The sequence below is a fragment of the Mucilaginibacter aquatilis genome (assembly GCF_009755275.1).
GTDB lineage: Bacteria > Bacteroidota > Bacteroidia > Sphingobacteriales > Sphingobacteriaceae > Mucilaginibacter > Mucilaginibacter aquatilis.
Map to the genome: position 1 here is coordinate 443,673 of NZ_WQLA01000001.1, position 19,273 is coordinate 462,945.

Below are 19,273 nucleotides of genomic sequence, written 5' to 3' on the forward strand. Positions count from 1 at the left end.
TAAGCCGTAATGTGAGTGTTAGAATAGATGCAGAGGAGAGGAGCCGCCATACGAAACGTAGGGCGGCTTTTTTTTGTTAAACTCATAAAATTGCACGCAAGTTTAAGCTTCATAATTTCATTTTAGTAATTACATTTGCGGCTTATTTGAACGCAGGAAACTGCCCTCTTCAGTATGAAACAGCATTTGCAACATCCTGTATTTAAAATAATATCTGCACTGGCAACAGAGCAGCAGGTTGAGGCTTATGCAATAGGCGGCTTTGTACGTGATATTTTTTTACACCGCCCTTCAAAAGATATTGATGTTGTGGTAATTGGCAACGGCATTCACTTTGCCGAGGCTGTAGCCAGAAGGCTAAACGTTAAAGTTTCGGTGTTTAAAAGCTTTGGTACGGCAATGCTCAAGTATCAGGACGTAGAGGTTGAGTTTGTGGGCGCACGTAAAGAATCATACCGCTCGCAATCGCGCAAACCTATTGTAGAGAACGGCACGCTTGACGACGATCAGAAGCGGAGGGATTTTACTATAAACGCTTTAGCTATTGCTTTGCATGGCGCCGAATACGGCGAATTAATTGATCCGTTTGGCGGCATGGATGATTTGGAAAGCAAACTCATCCGTACGCCGCTTAACCCCGAAGAGACATTCTCAGACGATCCGTTACGCATGATGCGGGCAATAAGGTTTGCCTCACAACTTAATTTTGTAATTGATGAAAAAGCAATTGATGCTATTAAGCTCAATAAAGACCGCATCAACATTGTATCGCAGGAGCGGGTTACTGATGAACTGAATAAAATTATCCTTTCCAACCAGCCTTCTGTAGGTTTCAAATACATGCTTGATACCGGCCTTTTAAAAATAATATTTCCGCAAATGGCTGCGTTGCATGGCGTAGAGGTTGTGAATGGCCGCGGCCATAAGGATAATTTTTACCATACCTTACAGGTACTTGATAATATATCAGCCACAACAAATGATTTGTGGCTGCGCTGGAGCGCCATTTTGCATGATATTGCCAAGCCTGCCACCAAGCGCTTTGAAGCCGGACACGGCTGGACGTTTCATGGCCATGAAGACAAAGGTGCACGCTGGGTACCTAAATTATTTTCCCAGCTAAAACTACCGCTTAACGACAGGATGAAGTTTGTACAGAAACTTGTACAGCTGCACATGCGCCCAATTGTACTCACCCAGGAAATTGTAACTGATTCGGCCGTTAGAAGATTATTATTTGAAGCCGGGGATGACATTGAAAGCCTGATGTTGCTTTGCAAGGCCGACATCACCACTAAAAATGAATTCAAAGTAAAAAAGTATCGTCAAAACTTTGAGCTTGTGCAGCAAAAGCTCAAGGATGTTGAAGAGCGTGACCGCGTACGTAACTGGCAGCCACCTATTACAGGTAACGACATTATGAAAATATTCGGGCTTAAAGAGGGCCGTGAAGTTGGAATTATTAAAAGCAAGATACGCGAAGCCATACTCGAAGGTGAAATTTCTAACGACTATGATGCCGCGTTAAAATTCACAATTGAGAAAGGCCAAGAAATTGGCTTAAAAGTTGTGGAAAACTCAAAATAAATTTTAAACTGTATTTTTACACTTAAATCAACCTATAAAAAATGGCACTATACCGTTTCAGGGTAACATTTGAAGATTATGATGATATAAGCCGGGAGATTGACATTAAATCTACCCAAACATTTGCCGATTTGCATCACGCAATACATCAAGCAATTGGTTACAATCCTGATTACTCTTCTTCTTTTTACATCAGCAATGATCAATGGACAAAAGGAGAGGAAATTGCTTTTAAACCCAGCGACCGCAAAGTTGACCGGGGCATTGCATTAATGGAAAAATCAAAGCTCAGCAGTTTTATAGACGATCCGCATCAAAAATTTTATTATACGTCAAATTTCGAACGTCCCTTTGACTTTCACGTCGAGTTAGTTAAAATTCTTGACGAAACAGCTGGCACCAGCTACCCTGCCGTAGTTAAAAGCACAGGGGAGGCACCTAAGCAATTTGGAAACGTTTACACTCCGGCTGCTGCAACCGCAGAAGCTAATGAAGACTTTGACTTTTTAAACGAGTTGGAGTATAATCCTGAAGATACCGAAGATTTTGAAGAGGTTAACGAATCAGGCAGCAGCACCAAGGAAAGCGACGACGAGGGTGGTGAAGAGGAAGATGAATTCGGCAATGAGTTTTCAGATAGTGATAGCTTTGAGGAAGATGAACGTGGTGGAAGCCGCGGCCGAAATGACGATTATTAAATACCCGTAAATCATTTAAAGCCGGTTTTATGCGGCATCTTTTTGCAAGGTTGATGTTTACATTGTAAAACCTTAAAGATGCCTGAATAAAACCGGCATATTTATTATAAATCATTTGTTTTGAACAAAAGCAAGTACTTAGTTAGCATTGCAGGTCCAACTGCGGTTGGTAAAACGGCTGCTGCTATTGAACTTGCCAAATACTATAACACCGAGATTGTTTCGGCCGATTCGCGCCAGTTTTATCAGGAGATGAGTATTGGTACCGCCAAACCATCAGCTGAGGAGCTGGCAGCTGTTCCGCACCATTTTATAGGGTCGCACAGTATCAAACAAAACTTTAATGTAGGAGATTTTGAACGTGACGGCTTAGCAAAGCTTAATGAGCTATTCAGTTATCATGACGTAGTGCTTATGGCTGGCGGTTCGGGGCTGTATGTTAAGGCAATTACTGATGGATTTGATAATCTCCCAGACATAGACCCCTCGGTTCGACAAAGTCTTAATGAAACTTTTGCGCAGGAAGGCATTGATGTTTTACAGAACCGCCTTCAGCAGGTTGATCCGGAATACTTTGAAACAGTTGATAAAAATAACCCGCAACGTATTATACGCGCTCTAGAAGTTTTTGAGAGTACTGGTAAGCCCTTTTCATCCTTTCATAAAGGTGCTTCCAAACAACGCAAGTTCAACATCATAAAAATTATACTTGACCTGCCCCGCGAGGAGCTTTACGAACGCATTAATAAGCGTGTGGACCTGATGATGCAAACAGGCCTGCTTGAGGAAGTCAAACAACTACTACCCTACCGCTCGTTAAATGCCTTAAACACGGTTGGATATAGCGAAGTGTTTGATTATACAGACGGCACCACAGACTTGAACACAGCCTTTGAGTTGATTAAACAAAATACCCGTCGTTTTGCAAAGCGGCAGCTCACCTGGTTTCGTAAAGACAAAGACAACAAATGGTTTCATCCCTCTGATACTGAAGGGATGAAAACCTATATTGACAATTTTATTGCTGCAAACGGTTAATGCATTCCTGCAGGCTATGCCTCCAGTATGGGATGTTTATACCAAAGGTTAACTTTACTTTGCTTTTATCCATGACTGAAAAAACTGGCCTTGTTGCCGGGGTTGGATATTGAGAAGTGCGTATAGGATTAACCTTAACGCTGATACCTGCAAGATCAAAAATTCCTACAGCAAAATCATACCACGATGTTACTCCCTCATTGCTGTAATGATAAATACCGTATTGCTGATTATCAGCTTCAATAATGTCCAAAATACAAGCCGCTAAATCAATGGCGTAAGTTGGCGTGCCAATCTGGTCGGCAATAATATTTAACTCATCGCGTTCAGCACCCAGCTTCAGCATGGTTTTAACGAAGTTATTACCATATTCTGAGTACAGCCAGCTTGTGCGAAGTATATAATGCTTATCTAAACTTTGAATAATGTGTTGCTCACCTTCAAGCTTGGTTAGGCCGTAAACGTTAATCGGTGCAGCAACATCACTTTCGGTAAGCAAAAATGGTGTGTTCCCCTCAAAAACAAAGTCAGTTGATACGTGCACCAGCACTGCACTAAATTGCTTACATAATTGTGCTAAGTTAGCCGCGCCGTCTTTATTAACTTTTCTTGATGTCTCTACGTCGCTTTCTGCCTTATCTACAGCAGTATAAGCAGCACAATTAATAACATACTCAGGCTTATAGGTTTCAAACAACTTTTCAAGCGCCTCTACATTCAACACATTGGCTTCCTCTTCGGCCGGAAACTTCAGGAATTCGATTCCACGTTCGTTGGTAACTTTTTTTAAACATTGTCCTAATTGGCCCGAGCCGCCAAAAACCAGCGTTGTTTTCATGATAGCAGTTATTTACGCCGAAATTAATAAAAATACCATTGGATAAGGTATCGCTGCACGACAACTTTAATTAACTGTTATGAAACATTGGCAAAATTTTTGAGAATATATCTGATGAATCAAAAGAGGTGAAGTTTAAAATTAGTTATTAATTTCTGGTTAGATTTTCGTTTGAGAGACAGTTGGCAACAACTTTTTTACAAATGATAAACATTTTTAATTAAAGATTATTTTATTAAAATATTTTTTGTTGAAAACACCTATTTTGTAAAATTTAATTATACACAAACAAAATATTATTATTATTGTAATGAATATCGTGGTTTTTTTAGTAAGTTGTAAGTTAAGATTACTAAATTGAATGTTACAATTTTATGTTTAACTGTAACTTATTCAATTCATTTAGTATCATATTCCTGCTCTCTCTAAACAAATCATTTGATTTTGTTTCAATTTTCAGTAAAGGCACATAATCAACCAGTTCATATAATTTTTGTAATCGAATCATAATTTCATCGTCAATGAATATTAAGTTTTCACATTTTGCCCTCACCTTTTCGGTTGCTGTAGCTTTTACGGCCTGTAAAACCAACCGACGCCTGGACGGCATGGACAGAGTAGGTACATCTAAAACTACTTTGCAATCACTTACGCCACTTGCCCCACACGGAATGGTATTCGTTCCTGCAGGTTCAATTATTGAAAAAGATGTTGTTACCGACACATCAATGGCAGTTGATACTGTTCCAAGAACAGTTACCGTAAGTGCCTTCTTTATGGACCAAACAGAAGTAACCAATAAACAATACAGAACTTTTGTTGACTGGGTTGCCGATTCAGTTGCAGTAACTGATTATCTTAAAGACGATAAATACTTCCAGAAGAAAAAGAATTCTACCGTTAAAGCTAAAAAAGGCACCGGTAAAAATCAGCAAACTGTTGATATACCTACTTTTGCCGATACTACACGTGCTATTGACTGGAGCAAAGTAGGTGGCAAAACACCACTTTGGCAAAGTAATGATCCGGTAATCAAAGGTGCTTTATATGGCAAGCTTTATACCATGGAAAATGGTAAGCCAACCCTTATTAAAGATGCCGTAGTTTACCGTTTCGACAGGCTTTCTGTAAACCGCTCAGGTGCCAGCAAATACATTACTGATACCGTTGCTGTACCGCCAAATACAAAAGTTTGGTCTAACGACTTTCCTAACTCTCAAATGGAGATGATGGATAACAACTACTACACCAACCGCAGTTATGATGAGCATCCGGTTGTTGGCGTAAACTGGAAACAAGCCCGTGCGTTTACCGATTGGAGAAGCAAAATGATTTATGCTACCACCGGCGAACGTTCACTTGCCCGTTTATATAATTTACGTTTTAACCTGCCTACAGAAGCACAATGGGAATATGCAGCTTCAGCAGACAAAAAACAAGAAGACTTCGACAAACTTGCTACCGTTAATCTTAAAGACAAAAAAACTAAGAAAAACGTTGACATGCTTGCCGTAAATTTCAAACAACAGGAGGGTGATTACCGTAAAGATGGTGGAACTTTTACTATGCACGTTAAATCATATGCTCCAAACAAAGTTGGTTTATATAACATGATGGGTAACGTATCTGAGTGGACGCTTGATGCATTCAGCCCTTCTTACAAAGAGCTAGTGCATGACCTTAACCCGGTATTATTATATGATGCAGCAGATAATGAAAGTGAAGCTATGCGTCGTAAAGTTATCAGAGGCGGATCATGGAAAGATAATGGCAACATGCTTACACCATCAACGCGTAACTATGAAATCCAAAACGTATCTCACTCATACATTGGTTTCAGATGTGTTATGCCGGCACCAGATATTGTAATTGAACAAACTAAAACCAGAAAACTGGCTAAAGGCAACTAAGAACCAACACATAAGATTGATTTAGCAGATGCAGGGTAAGCAATTAGCCTGCATCACAACAACAACTTAGAACAATGAAAAGATTAACGCATAAATTTTACGTAACTGCCTTTAGCCTTATAGCCATGGTGGCAGTAACCACCACTGCCGATGCGCAAAAAAGAAAGAGCAGAAGTACGAAAGCTCGTACAACAAAGTCAAAACCGGTTGTAAAACCAGCATACACTGCGCAAACTGAACCGGTGGTGACTGAAACGGCAACACCTGTGGTATCTCCGCCGGTTAATGCTCAAACCACTATGCCTAAGGACTCGTTACCTACAGACACTTTGCCTGTAATGGACGGTTTCTTTAAAAGCGAAATGTTCAACAATGCAAAGGCTTACAACTACCCGGCAATACAAGCACGCGATGCACGTTTTTACAAACGTATTTGGAGAGACATTGATGTAAATGACCCTAAAAACGCATTACTCAATGTACCTGGTGCAACACTGGCCGAAATTGTATTGGAAGGTTTACGTTCAGGAAAGCTTACTGCTTATGATCCAAGCCCTACTAACAACGACAGCACATTTGCAACCCGTATTAATATGTTAGGTGCAATGTCTCGTTTTCAGGATAGCACCATGGTAGACCAGTTTGATGCTAACGGTAACAAAATTGGTTCTAAGATGGTACTTAATGACTTTAATCCGGCCTCTATTACCAAGTTCAGAACCAAAGAAGATATCTATTTTGATAAAAAACGCTCGATGGTTGTAACCCGCATTATTGGTATTGCTCCTTTAAAAGCAATACAAGCTGCAGGTACCACTGTGGGCGAAGCTCCGGTGTTTTGGTTATACTTCCCTCAGTGCCGCGACTTCTTTGCAACAAAAGACGTTTCTGATCCTGACAAAAATCTTTATGACACCAGCTTAGATGATATCTTTTTGCAAAAACGTTATACAAGCACAATTGTGCGCGAAAGCGGATCAAACACTCAGCGTACTACCGCTCAAATTGCTTCAGCAAATGCGGCATTAGCAGGTTCAGCTACTGATGTTTTAAACGCAGAGCAAGATAAGTCAGCAAAGTCAAAAAATATCGAGAGCAAAATTCAGAACTTCAAGAGCAAAACTTGGAGTTACGAAATCCAGAAAACGCAAACTGCTGCTGAGAAAAAAGCTGCAGAGAAAGCTAAAAAGGATGCTGAAAAAGCTCAGAAAGATGCACAAAAAGCAGAGTCAAAAAATGCTTCGGCACAAGTTAAAAAAAGCTAAGCTATATTACATTAGCACTAAGGCGGTAAGTTCATACTTACCGCCTTTTTTATTTTCTAATATTTCTTTAATTACTAATTGAATATCATTTACAATTTAGCTAATTTTATAAATCATTAGCCGATCTTCCTTCTGTTGAAAATAATTCAAGTATCAGCAACTTCTATTACGGTATTTATACTTCAAAAATTACATCTACATAATACATGCATTCACAACTTGCGCCATTTTTAAAAGATGGAGTTACTTTTACTGAAAGAGACTCTTATGTTGAGTTTCCTATATTACGCCAGTCGGAAGGGCTGAAGGCAAACGCCTACTACTTTGGCAATGCCGAGTGGGCAGAAGAGTACTTAACCTATTGCCACCGTAGCGATACTTTTAAAAGCCGCTGGGAAGCCGCCAGTGGCGATTGGACCGACAAAGTGGTAGTTGATATTGGTTGTGGTCCGGGTAACGTTTACGCCACCCTGCAAGGCAAACCAAAGCAGTTGATAGGTGTAGATGTAGCCCCGAAATCATTAGAGCTTGCAGGTAAGTTAGGCTACACTCCTGTTTTGGCAGATGCCAATAATCTTCCATTTAAATCGGCTATTGCCGATGTGGTAGTTTTGAATGCGGCATTACACCACTGCGAGAACATGGATTCAGTACTTAAAGAAGCTGCGCGGCTTGTAAAGCCCGGTGGCGTATTAGTTACCGACCATGACCCGCAACATTCTGCGTGGAATTATAAAGGCTTAGGAAAGCTTTTATGGAATCTAAGGCTGGTTTACTACCGCCTTATTGGCTACAGCTTTCATAAAACTTCTGATCAGCAAAAATGGGGGCTTGCCTGCGAAATACATCACCAACCCGGACATGGTGTTACCCGCGAAATGTTTGAAAGCGTTTTAGAGCCGCACGGCTTTGAAGTTAAAGTATACCCGCATAACCATGATTTAGGAAGAGAGGTTTTGGAAGGCAAAACCGGTAAAGCTGAATTTAAGTATCGTTTAGGTCACGTTCTTTCGGGCCGTAATCCATCCTCACCCAACAGCGCCCTTACTTTAATGTGCGTTGCAAAAAAGGTTAACCCAATTGCATAATACAAGAAAGGCGCGCATTAAATGCGCGCCTTTTATATTGGCTCTTAAAGTCAATTTCTATCTGTTGTATTGAGAGAATTCCTTGTGCTCGATAACGTGCTGAGGAAGTGACTTAAAGTACTCGTAAGTAATTTTCAAACCTTCCTGGCGGCTTACCTTTGGTTCCCAGCCCAAAATGGCTTTTGCCTTGGTAATGTCGGGTCTTCTTTGCTTAGGGTCATCTGTTGGCAATGGTTTGCCTACCAGTTTCTGATCGGTGCCGGTTAGCTTAATGATCTCCTCACCAAATTCTTTGATGGTGATCTCATCCGGGTTGCCTATATTCATTGGCTGTACATAGTCGCTCAGTAACAAGCGGTAAATGCCTTCTACTAAATCATCTACATAGCAAAATGCACGTGTTTGTGATCCATCGCCAAACATGGTAAGCGGCTCACCTCTCAAAGCCTGGCCGATGAATGCAGGCAATACGCGTCCGTCATTCAGGCGCATACGCGGTCCGTAAGTGTTGAATATACGTATAATGCGGGTTTCAACACCATGGAAGGTATGGTAAGCCATGGTAATGGCTTCCTGGAAGCGTTTAGCTTCGTCATAAACACCTCTTGGGCCTACAGGGTTTACGTTACCCCAGTACTCCTCAGGCTGTGGGTTTACGTTAGGGTCACCATAAATTTCAGATGTTGACGCTACCAGTATACGTGCACCTTTAGCCTTGGCCAAACCTAAAAGGTTATGCGTGCCTAATGAGCCCACCTTTAGTGTTTGAATAGGTATTTTAAGGTAATCAATAGGTGATGCCGGGCTGGCAAAGTGCAAAATGTAATCCAGCTCACCCGGTACGTGTACAAACGAGGATACATCATGGTGATAAAACTCAAATTCTTTGAGCTTAAACAGGTGTTCAATGTTTTTCAGGTCGCCGGTTATCAGGTTGTCCATGCCTATTACATGACACCCTTCCTTTATAAACCTGTCGCACAGGTGCGAGCCAAGGAAGCCTGCTGCTCCCGTAATGAGTACTCTTTTGCCTTGTATGTTCATATTTTTTTGAGTGAAAGAATGAGTTAGAGAATGAGTGAATGTTGAACGGGTGATTTGGCTTTCATTCAGTCCTTCACTCATTCCCTCATTCAGTACTTTATTTTACTTCTTTGCGGCCAATACTGTTATAGTAGAAACCACAGTCGATCATCTTATCTAAATCGTAAAGGTTACGGCCGTCAAAGATAACTTTTGCTTTCAGCAATTCTTCAATTTTACCAAAATCAGGTGTGCGGAATAACGACCATTCAGTAACGATCAGTAATGCATCAGCATCTTTTAATGCATCGTACTGGTTTTGAGCATAAGTAATTTTATCGCCCAGTAAAGCCTGTACGTTATTCATGCCTTCCGGATCAAATGCCGATACAGTTGCACCTGCCTCAAGTAAAGCATCAATGATGTAAAGTGCCGGCGCCTCACGAATGTCATCAGTTTCAGGTTTGAATGCCAAACCCCATAAAGCAAAGTGTTTACCTTTTAAATCGCCTTTATAGTATTTCTTTACTTTTTCAGTAAGTACATTCTTTTGGATTTCATTAACCTCCATTACTGAGTTAAGAATCTTGAAATCGTATGCGTTTTCTTCAGCCGATTTTGCAAGAGCCTGAACATCTTTAGGGAAGCATGAACCACCGTAACCAATACCAGCAAAAAGGAAGCGTCTGCCAATACGCTCATCAGCGCCAATACCTCTTCTTACCATGTCAACATCTGCGCCTACAAGCTCACAAAGGTTAGCAATTTCGTTCATGAAAGAGATTTTGGTAGCCAGGAACGAGTTAGCTGCATATTTGGTAAGTTCAGAGCTGCGCTCATCCATAAATATAATTGGATTACCCTGACGAACGTACGGACCATAAAGCTCCGCCATTAGTTTTCTGGCTCTTTCATCGGTAGTACCTACTACAACCCTATCAGGTTTCATAAAGTCTTCCACCGCTACACCCTCACGCAAAAACTCAGGGTTTGACACCACAGCATACTCTACACCAGGTGCCGCATGCTGCTGCATAGCTGCAGTTACTTTATCTGCGGTACCTACTGGTACCGTTGATTTAGTTACGATTACTTTATAATCAGTTATAATTTTGGCAATATCACCGGCGGCACCTAACACATAGCTTAAATCGGCCGCGCCATCACCACCGGGAGGCGTAGGTAATGCTAAAAAGATAATTTTAGCTTCGCTGATGCCTTCTGCAAGGTTTGAGGTGAATTTTAAACGGTCTTGTGCAATGTTTCGGTGAAATAATTGCTCGAGGCCAGGTTCATAAATAGGCAATTTACCTGCCTTCATCATTTCTACCTTTTTCTCGTTAATATCAACGCAGATTACTTCGTTGCCTGTTTCAGCTAAACAGGTTCCGGTTACTAAACCTACGTAACCGGTTCCTACTACGGCTATTTTCATACTTGTTTTGTTTGGTTGGTTGTTGTTTTTTGAAGTTGATTATCTTTCGGTAATTACCTGCTTACTTAAAAAATCTTCGTAAGCCAGTTTTATACCTTCTGGTAGTTCTATAGTGTGTTTCCATCCTGTGGCATGTAGCTTTGATACGTCCATCAGCTTACGGGGGGTGCCATCAGGTTTTGATGCGTCAAGCAAAATTTCGCCTTCAAAGCCTATGGTTTGCTTTACCAGTTCAGCAAGTTCTTTAATTGACAAATCTTCACCGGTACCAATGTTTACTAAACCTGGTTCATTAAAGTTTTGCATCAAATAATAGCATGCCTCCGCTAAATCATCGGCAAATAAAAATTCGCGCTTAGGGGTACCTGAGCCCCAAATGGTAACACTTGGCAATCCCTGCTCCTTTGCTTCGTGAAACCTGCGTATCATTGCAGGTAACACGTGAGAGTTTTGCGGATGATAGTTATCATTAAAACCGTATAGATTTGTTGGCATTACCGATATGTAATTACAGCCGTATTGTGCACGGTAAGCATCACACATTTTTATACCTGCAATTTTGGCAATCGCATATGGCTCATTGGTATCCTCTAAGGGTCCGGTAAGCAGGTAATCTTCTTTTAAAGGCTGTGGTGCCAGTTTTGGATAGATACAGCTTGAACCCAGGAACATTAACTTTTTAACGCCATTTAAATACGAAGAGTGGATAACGTTATTCTGTATTTGAAGGTTTTCGTACAGGAAATCGGCCCGGTAGGTATTGTTTGCTACAATACCGCCAACTTTTGCTGCGGCTAAAAACACGTATTCCGGCTTTTCCTGTTCAAAAAAATCGGCAACAGCTTGTTGACTACGCAAATCAAGTTCGGCAGAGCCACGCACCACAATGTTTTCAAAGCCCTCTTTTTCAAGTTTACGCTTTATGGCCGAGCCTACCATACCTCTATGGCCTGCTATATAAATTTTAGCACTTTTTTCCATTACAAAAATGTTATTCAAACTGGTTTTTGATTTGGTAGCCCGACTCACGCAGCAATTTTTCTTTGCGGAAAAGCTCCACATCTGACTGCATCATGTCTTTTACCAATGAAGCTAAATCGTGCTTTGGAGTCCAGCCTAATTTTGTTTTCGATTTGGTTGGATCGCCGATTAATAGTTCAACCTCTGTTGGGCGGAAGTACTTTGGATCGACCGCAACAACTTCAGTACCGGCTTCTAACTGGTAATCAGCGTTACTGCAGCTTACTACATAACCTTTTTCGTCAACGCCTTCGCCTTTAAATTCGATAGTGATGCCAACCTCAGCAAATGACATACGTACAAACTCGCGCACGCGGGTGGTAACACCGGTTGCAATTACAAAGTCTTCAGGAGTATCTTGTTGTAAAATTAGGTACATTGCTTCAACATAGTCTTTTGCATGTCCCCAGTCACGTTGAGCGTCAAGATTTCCCAGGTATAGCTTATCCTGTAAGCCCATTGCAATTTTAGCAGTAGCACGGGTAATTTTACGTGTTACGAAGGTTTCACCACGCAAAGGGCTCTCATGGTTGAATAAGATACCGTTGCAGGCAAACATACCGTAAGCTTCGCGATAGTTAACAGTTATCCAATATGCATACATTTTTGCAACAGCATAAGGGCTACGTGGGTAAAATGGAGTAGTCTCAGACTGTGGTACAGCCTGCACCAAACCGTAAAGTTCAGATGTTGACGCTTGATAAATGCGAGTCTTTTTTTCTAAACCTAAAATGCGTATTGCTTCTAACAGGCGTAAAGTACCTATACCATCAGCATTGGCTGTGTATTCAGGAGTGTCGAAACTTACTTTTACGTGGCTCATTGCACCCAAATTATAAATCTCATCGGGCTGTACTTGCTGAATGATGCGGATCAAGTTGGTTGAATCACTTAAATCGCCATAGTGTAGTACAAGACTTGGATGCGGCTCATGAGGGTCCTGGTAAAGGTGATCGATACGATCGGTGTTAAACAAAGAGCTACGACGTTTGATGCCGTGCACCTCATAACCTTTGCTTAACAGTAATTCTGTTAAGTAGGCACCATCCTGCCCCGTTATGCCTGTTAATAAAGCTTTTTTCATGTTTTTGGTTGGTTGTTTTTCATCTCGAGCCGGATTTTCCGTCACGATATATAGTTAACTTTGATTGCTAAGTTGGTATTCAGTTTCATTAAGGAAGTTATTGGTGAACGTCCCCATCACGTTATCAATATTCAGGTATTGTAAGGCATAATCCCTAGCGTTACTTCGCTTCACAATAACTTCCTCCGGATTTGATTTAATCTTTGAAATAATATCAGCCAGTAACTCGTAACTTTCAGGTTCTATAATGTACCCTAAGTTATACTTGTCTACCACGTTGTATAACGAGGTGTCAGGCACACAAGTTACAATGCTTGCACCGCCTACTGCTAATATAGTAGTTAGCTTTGATGGCATTACTAAATCACCGGCATTAGCTTTCTGCAATACAAGGTGAAAATCTCCGAGGTTTAGGAACTCATTGAACACCTCTTTATCCTGCACAGGCATAAAGTTAATGTTGGATAGTTGCCTTTCTTCTGCAAGCTTTATGAGGCGCTCCTTATATGGACCAGAACCACATATTACAAATTTTATGTCGTCCTCATTCCGCAGTATTTCGGCCGCATAAATTACATTTTCCAGCCCCTGCTTTTCTCCTATCGCACCTGAATATAAAAATATTTTGTCATTGGCATTGTAACCCCATTTTTGCTTAATCGTATCGCGGTTATCTAAAGGAAAAAAGAATGAGGTATCGGCCCAGTTAGGAAAAAAGTGAATAGGTTTATCAACTTTAACCTTCACCTTATCTATCATACCTTCAGATATGGTGCTTACAAAATCAACCTTGTTTAATATGTCTCGTTCAACTTTGTAAAGACTATCAATAAGTTTATTGCTTGATAGCATCTGTAAATCCTGAGCGGCTTCAATTTGTAAATCCTGTATATGGTATAATACCTTCCCTCCTTTGTAATTGCGAACTAGCAAACCTAAATAAGCCAGGTGAAATGGAGGTGCAATAGTGATAATTAAATCAAACTTTTGCTTTCTTAAAAGCAATCCAAGTATTAACCACGTTTTGGTGACCCAGAATGATATATCCTGAATCATACGATTTTTGCCAGTAGGGTTTCTAGGTATGAAGGATGGACAACGATATACCGTTATTGGTCTCGCTGACTCAGCAACAGATAAAACCTCCTTTTTGTACCAACGGTTTTTGTACGGAGCTTGTACCTTCCAGTGCGGATAATAAGGATATGTGGTGATTACGGTGCAATCGTAGCCATTTTTAGCGAGCCATTCTATCATCTCGCCATTATATTTTCCAATCCCCGTAGGCTCGGGTGAAAAGTTATGACTTATTAATAGAATCGTTCTGTTTTTCATTAAGGCCACAAATACTAATTAATAGTATATGATTTAAGGTAGAAGTGAGAAAATGTTGTAACAAATTTAAAAAAAGTAAACAATATTTAAAATAAATCCAAAGCAATAAAGCTTTTTATAACATATTTTTAATATTACTAAACCATCAAGCCTGTCCCATAGTGCCACCAAAATTCATTGGAAAGCCTGGGTTTTCTGGCTGAAGTTTTATACGGCCATTTGCCTCTTCAAACTTTTCTATGTTTTCTTCAAGCGCTGTAAGCAAGCGTTTAGCATGTTCGGGAGTTAAAATAACTCTTGACTTTACTTTTGCTTTTGGGACACCAGGCATTACACGAATAAAGTCAACCACAAATTCGGCGTTAGAATGAGTAATAACTGCCAGGTTGCTGTAAACACCTTCAGCTATTTCCTCTGATAACTCGATATTAAGCTGATTTTCGTTTGCTTCTTCCATGCTACTAAAATACTAAAGCTACTGAATAGTTGAGGTTATAATTTAATCTCTTTTTAAAAGGCAGTTGCTGATTAAGCAAAAAAGGCCATCCTGATAACAGGACGGCCTTGATTTAGTTTATTATAGTTTAACTTATGCTTCAGCTTCTTCAGATTTTGATGCCATTAAGCGATCAAATTCTTCTTGTGAGCCTACACGGATGTTATCATACGTACGTAAACCTGTTCCAGAAGGAATTAAGTGACCTACAATTACGTTTTCTTTCAAACCTAACATCTTATCGCGTTTACCCGCAATAGCTGCCTCGTTAAGAACCTTGGTAGTTTCCTGGAACGATGCTGCAGAGATGAACGATTTAGTACCTAACGATGCTCTGGTAATACCTTGCAGCATTGGGCTTGAGGTAGCGGCAATCGCATCACGTACTTCAACCAGTTTCTGATCTTTACGTTTCAGTACTGAGTTCTCGTCACGTAAACGACGTAACGATACAATTTGTCCGGCTTTCAAGGTAGTTGAATCACCCGGCTCTACAACAACCTTCTTGTCATAGATGTCATCGTTTTCAATCATGAAGTCCCAGCTATCAACAGCCTCTTTTTCAAGGAAGCGGGTATCTCCCGGATCTTCGATAGCAACTTTCTGCATCATCTGGTGAACAATTACCTCAAAGTGCTTATCGTTAATTTTCACACCTTGCAAACGGTAAACCTCTTGTATACCATTTACTAAGTACTCTTGCACGGCAGCAGGACCTTTAATAGCCAAAATATCAGCAGGAGATATTGAACCATCAGATAACGGCATACCTGCTTTTATAAAGTCATTATCCTGTACAAGGATGTGCTTAGAAAGAGGTACCAGGTATTTTTTAACCTGTCCGTCGCGTGATTCGATAGTGATTTCGCGGTTACCACGTTTAACACCACCTAAAGTTACTACACCATCAATTTCGGTTACAACAGCCGGGTTTGACGGGTTACGAGCTTCAAACAACTCGGTTACACGTGGTAAACCACCTGTAATATCTCGGGTTTTACCGGTAGAACGAGGAATTTTAGCAATTACTTGTCCGGTTTGAATTTTCTCACCTTCTTCAATGGCAATGTGTGCACCTACCGGAATGTTATATCCCTTGATGATATCGCCGCCACGCTCTGCAATCTGAATTACAGGGTTTTTGGTTTTATCACGTGTATCAATAATTACTTTCTCACGGTGACCGGTTTGCTCGTCAGATTCCTCACGGAAAGTAATACCTTCCAATACGGCATCAAACTTGGCAACACCTGCAAACTCAGAAATAATTACCGCATTGTACGGATCCCATGAACAGATACGCTCGCCTTTAGTGATAGTACTGCCATCTTTAATGTACAGGTACGAACCGTAAGGGATGTTATTGGTCATGATTACCTTATTGCTTCCCGGCTCAATGATACGGAACTCGCCTGAACGGCCTAATACCACATCAACTGCACCATCTTCAGCAGTTTCGAAAGATACTGTACGTACGTTTTCAAACTCGATGATACCATCATAACGGGCATTGATTTGCGATTCAGCCGCAATGTTTGATGCGGTACCACCCACGTGGAAGGTACGAAGTGTTAACTGTGTACCCGGCTCACCAATTGACTGAGCTGCAATTACACCTACTGCTTCACCAGCCTGCACACGTTTACCGGTTGCAAGGTTGCGTCCGTAGCAAAGTGCACAAACACCGCGCTTGCTTTCACAGGTTAATACCGAACGTATTTCAATGCCTTCTAAAGGTGAGTTTTCAATACGTTTTGCAATTTCCTCGTCAATGTCTTGTCCGGCAGATACCAATAAATCATTGGTAAGCGGATCAAAAACATCATGTAATGAGGTACGACCTAAAATACGATCATATAATGGCTCAACAATATCCTCGTTGTCTTTCAACGCTGTGGTGAATATACCGCGCAGTGTACCACAATCAGTTTCACCAACAATCATATCCTGGGCAACGTCATGCAAACGACGGGTTAAGTAACCAGCATCCGCAGTTTTCAATGCCGTATCCGCCAAACCTTTACGGGCACCGTGAGTAGAAATAAAGTACTCTAATACCGACAGGCCTTCTTTAAAGTTTGACAAAATCGGGTTTTCGATAATTTCACCACCCGAACCTGATTTTTGAGGCTTGGCCATCAAACCACGCATACCAGCTAACTGACGGATTTGCTCTTTCGAACCACGTGCACCCGAATCCAACATCATATAAACTGAGTTGAAGCCCTGGTTGTCTGTCGAAAGGATCTCCATTACGTTCGCGGTTAAGCGGTTGTTGATACGAGTCCAGATATCAATGATTTGGTTGTAACGCTCGTTGTTGGTAATGAAACCCATGTTATAGTTATTCATTACTTCTTCAACCTCGCGTGATGCCTGCTGAATCAAATCAACTTTTTGTGCAGGGATATTAACATCTTGCAAGTTGAACGACAAACCACCACGGAACGCCATTTGGAAACCTAATTCCTTAATATCATCAAGGAACTGTGCTGCACGGGCCATACCGGTAGTTTTAACAACCTCACCGATAATGTCACGTAATGACTTTTTGGTCAACAGTTCGTTAATGTAACCTACTTCTTCAGGTACGTGCTGGTTAAACAGTACGCGGCCTACAGTCGTATCAATAAGTTTAGTTACAATTTCACCAGTGCGCTCTTTAACTCTTCCTTTTACTTTGATAAAGGCGTGCAGGTCAACTTTCTTCTCATTGTAAGCAATAATTACTTCCTCTGCAGAATAGAAGGTTAAACCTTGACCTTTAACAACGCGCTGCTCATCAGTTTTGCGGCCTTTAGTAATGTAGTAAAGACCCAAAACCATATCCTGTGATGGTACAGTAATAGGCGTACCGTTAGCAGGGTTAAGGATGTTGTGCGACGCAAGCATCAAAATTTGGGCTTCCAAAATTGCCGCGTTACCTAGTGGTACGTGAACGGCCATCTGGTCACCGTCAAAGTCGGCGTTGAATGCGGTACAGGTTAATGGGTGTAACTGAATAGCTTTACCCTCAACCAGTTTCGGCTGGAACGCCTGGATACCTAAACGGTGCAGCGTAGGCGCACGGTTAAGTAATACAGGGTGTCCTTTTAATACGTTTTCCAAAATGTCCCAAACTAATGGGTCTTTACGGTCAACAATTTTCTTGGCAGATTTTACTGTTTTAACCACACCACGCTCAATCATTTTGCGAATGATAAATGGTTTGAACAGCTCGGCAGCCATATCTTTTGGTAAACCACACTCGTGTAATTTAAGGTTTGGACCTACAACAATTACCGAACGGGCAGAGTAATCCACACGTTTACCTAATAAGTTTTGACGGAAACGACCTTGCTTACCTTTCAGGATGTCTGAAAGTGATTTAAGGGCGCGGTTACCTTCTGTTTTAACGGCGTTAACTTTACGTGAGTTATCAAATAAAGAGTCAACCGCTTCCTGAAGCATACGTTTTTCGTTACGTAAAATTACTTCCGGTGCTTTAATCTCAATTAAACGCTTTAAACGGTTGTTACGGATAATAACACGACGGTAAAGGTCATTCAAATCCGAAGTAGCGAAACGGCCACCTTCCAATGGCACTAACGGACGCAATTCTGGCGGAATAACCGGAACGATCTTAACGATCATCCATTCAGGGTTGTTATCAATCCGTGTTTTAGCATCACGGAAAGCTTCAACCACCTGTAAGCGTTTTAAGGCTTCGTTTTTACGTTGCTGCGAAGTTTCGTTTGCAGCCTGGTGACGCAAATCGTATGATAACTGATCTAAATCAATACGTTTTAATAGCTCCTCTAAAGCGTCGGCACCCATTTTGGCAACAAATTTCTGAGGATCTTTGTCGTCAAGGTACTGGTTTTCTTTTGGAAGAGTATCTAAAACGTCAAGGTATTCTTCTTCTGTAAGGAAATCCATTTTTGAAATTCCGTCAGCTTCTTTAATACCAGGTTGTATGACTACGTAACGCTCGTAGTAAATAATTAAGTCAAGTTTTTTGGTTGGTAAGCCCAATAAGTAACCAATTTTGTTTGGTAACGAACGGAAATACCAGATGTGCGCAACAGGAACAACCAAGTTGATATGGCCCATGCGCTCACGACGAACTTTCTTTTCGGTAACCTCAACACCACAACGGTCACACACGATGCCTTTATAACGGATACGTTTGTATTTACCGCAATGACATTCATAATCTTTTACCGGACCGAAAATCCGTTCACAAAATAAACCATCACGCTCGGGTTTGTAAGTCCGGTAGTTGATGGTTTCTGGTTTTAAAACTTCACCACTTGAACGCTCCAAAATAGACTCCGGAGAGGCTAAGCTGATGGTAATGGTGGTAAAGTTGCTTTTAATTTTACTATCCTTTTTGTAAGACATATGCTTTTTTAATGATTTAGTGATGAGCCGCTAAGCTCATTTTGCACATAAAAGTTAACAAAGGGTTGAACTT

General features: G+C 41.0%; 14 protein-coding genes. 6 read left to right on the plus strand and 8 right to left on the minus strand.

Going from position 1 to position 19,273, the window contains the following annotated elements:
• Nucleotides 1-174: 174 nt before the first annotated feature.
• The 3 genes from GO816_RS02085 (at nucleotide 175) to miaA (ending at nucleotide 3,323) form a co-directional block, all read left to right on the plus strand.
• Nucleotides 175-1,587: a CCA tRNA nucleotidyltransferase gene (locus GO816_RS02085; protein ID WP_157539698.1), complete on the plus strand. Its 1,413-nt coding sequence runs from the start codon at nucleotides 175-177 to the stop codon at nucleotides 1,585-1,587.
• Between the two features lie 41 nt (nucleotides 1,588-1,628).
• Nucleotides 1,629-2,285 carry an IS1096 element passenger TnpR family protein gene (locus tag GO816_RS02090; protein ID WP_157539699.1) on the plus strand — a complete coding sequence of 219 codons (657 nt, stop codon included), beginning with the start codon at nucleotides 1,629-1,631 and terminating at the stop codon, nucleotides 2,283-2,285.
• 120 nt (nucleotides 2,286-2,405) lie between these two features.
• Nucleotides 2,406-3,323, plus strand: coding sequence for a tRNA (adenosine(37)-N6)-dimethylallyltransferase MiaA (gene miaA / locus GO816_RS02095; RefSeq protein WP_157539700.1), 918 nt, complete (start codon nucleotides 2,406-2,408; stop codon nucleotides 3,321-3,323).
• Here the strand turns inward: miaA and rfbD are convergent.
• Nucleotides 3,304-4,161, minus strand: coding sequence for a dTDP-4-dehydrorhamnose reductase (gene rfbD / locus GO816_RS02100; protein WP_157539701.1), 858 nt, complete (start codon nucleotides 4,159-4,161; stop codon nucleotides 3,304-3,306). The two genes, miaA and rfbD, sit on opposite strands and share 20 nt — an antisense overlap.
• A 521-nt stretch (nucleotides 4,162-4,682) precedes the next feature.
• Here rfbD and porK point away from each other — a divergent pair.
• The 3 genes from porK (at nucleotide 4,683) to GO816_RS02115 (ending at nucleotide 8,424) form a co-directional block, all read left to right on the plus strand.
• Nucleotides 4,683-6,071, plus strand: coding sequence for a T9SS ring complex lipoprotein PorK/GldK (gene porK / locus GO816_RS02105; RefSeq protein WP_157539702.1), 1,389 nt, complete (start codon nucleotides 4,683-4,685; stop codon nucleotides 6,069-6,071).
• A gap of 74 nt (nucleotides 6,072-6,145) precedes the next feature.
• Nucleotides 6,146-7,336 carry a type IX secretion system ring subunit PorN/GldN gene (porN, locus tag GO816_RS02110; protein ID WP_157539703.1) on the plus strand — a complete coding sequence of 397 codons (1,191 nt, stop codon included), beginning with the start codon at nucleotides 6,146-6,148 and terminating at the stop codon, nucleotides 7,334-7,336.
• 206 nt (nucleotides 7,337-7,542) lie between these two features.
• Nucleotides 7,543-8,424, plus strand: coding sequence for a class I SAM-dependent methyltransferase (locus tag GO816_RS02115; protein ID WP_157539704.1), 882 nt, complete (start codon nucleotides 7,543-7,545; stop codon nucleotides 8,422-8,424).
• A gap of 57 nt (nucleotides 8,425-8,481) precedes the next feature.
• Here the strand turns inward: GO816_RS02115 and GO816_RS02120 are convergent, their stop codons facing one another.
• From GO816_RS02120 to rpoC, 7 genes are all read right to left on the minus strand, one after another.
• Nucleotides 8,482-9,462: a UDP-glucuronic acid decarboxylase family protein gene (locus GO816_RS02120; RefSeq protein WP_317163586.1), complete on the minus strand. Its 981-nt coding sequence runs from the start codon at nucleotides 9,460-9,462 to the stop codon at nucleotides 8,482-8,484.
• Nucleotides 9,463-9,565: 103 nt separating this feature from the next.
• Nucleotides 9,566-10,882 (minus strand): UDP-glucose dehydrogenase family protein, encoded by a 1,317-nt coding sequence (locus tag GO816_RS02125; protein ID WP_157539706.1) that lies wholly within the window; start codon nucleotides 10,880-10,882, stop codon nucleotides 9,566-9,568.
• Between the two features lie 39 nt (nucleotides 10,883-10,921).
• A complete protein-coding gene (gene fcl, locus GO816_RS02130; RefSeq protein WP_157539707.1) occupies nucleotides 10,922-11,863 on the minus strand; it encodes a GDP-L-fucose synthase in 942 nt (313 codons plus the stop codon).
• Nucleotides 11,864-11,873: 10 nt separating this feature from the next.
• Entirely contained in the window at nucleotides 11,874-12,986 is a 1,113-nt protein-coding gene (gene gmd / locus GO816_RS02135; protein ID WP_157539708.1) for a GDP-mannose 4,6-dehydratase, read from the minus strand.
• 54 nt (nucleotides 12,987-13,040) lie between these two features.
• Nucleotides 13,041-14,321 carry a WcaI family glycosyltransferase gene (locus tag GO816_RS02140; protein ID WP_157539709.1) on the minus strand — a complete coding sequence of 427 codons (1,281 nt, stop codon included), beginning with the start codon at nucleotides 14,319-14,321 and terminating at the stop codon, nucleotides 13,041-13,043.
• Nucleotides 14,322-14,466: 145 nt separating this feature from the next.
• Complete coding sequence (locus tag GO816_RS02145) at nucleotides 14,467-14,778, minus strand: DUF3467 domain-containing protein (RefSeq protein WP_157539710.1); 312 nt, start codon at nucleotides 14,776-14,778, stop codon at nucleotides 14,467-14,469.
• Between the two features lie 132 nt (nucleotides 14,779-14,910).
• On the minus strand, nucleotides 14,911-19,200 hold the full coding sequence (rpoC, locus tag GO816_RS02150; RefSeq protein ID WP_157539711.1) for a DNA-directed RNA polymerase subunit beta': 4,290 nt from the start codon (nucleotides 19,198-19,200) through the stop codon (nucleotides 14,911-14,913).
• Nucleotides 19,201-19,273: the final 73 nt, after the last annotated feature.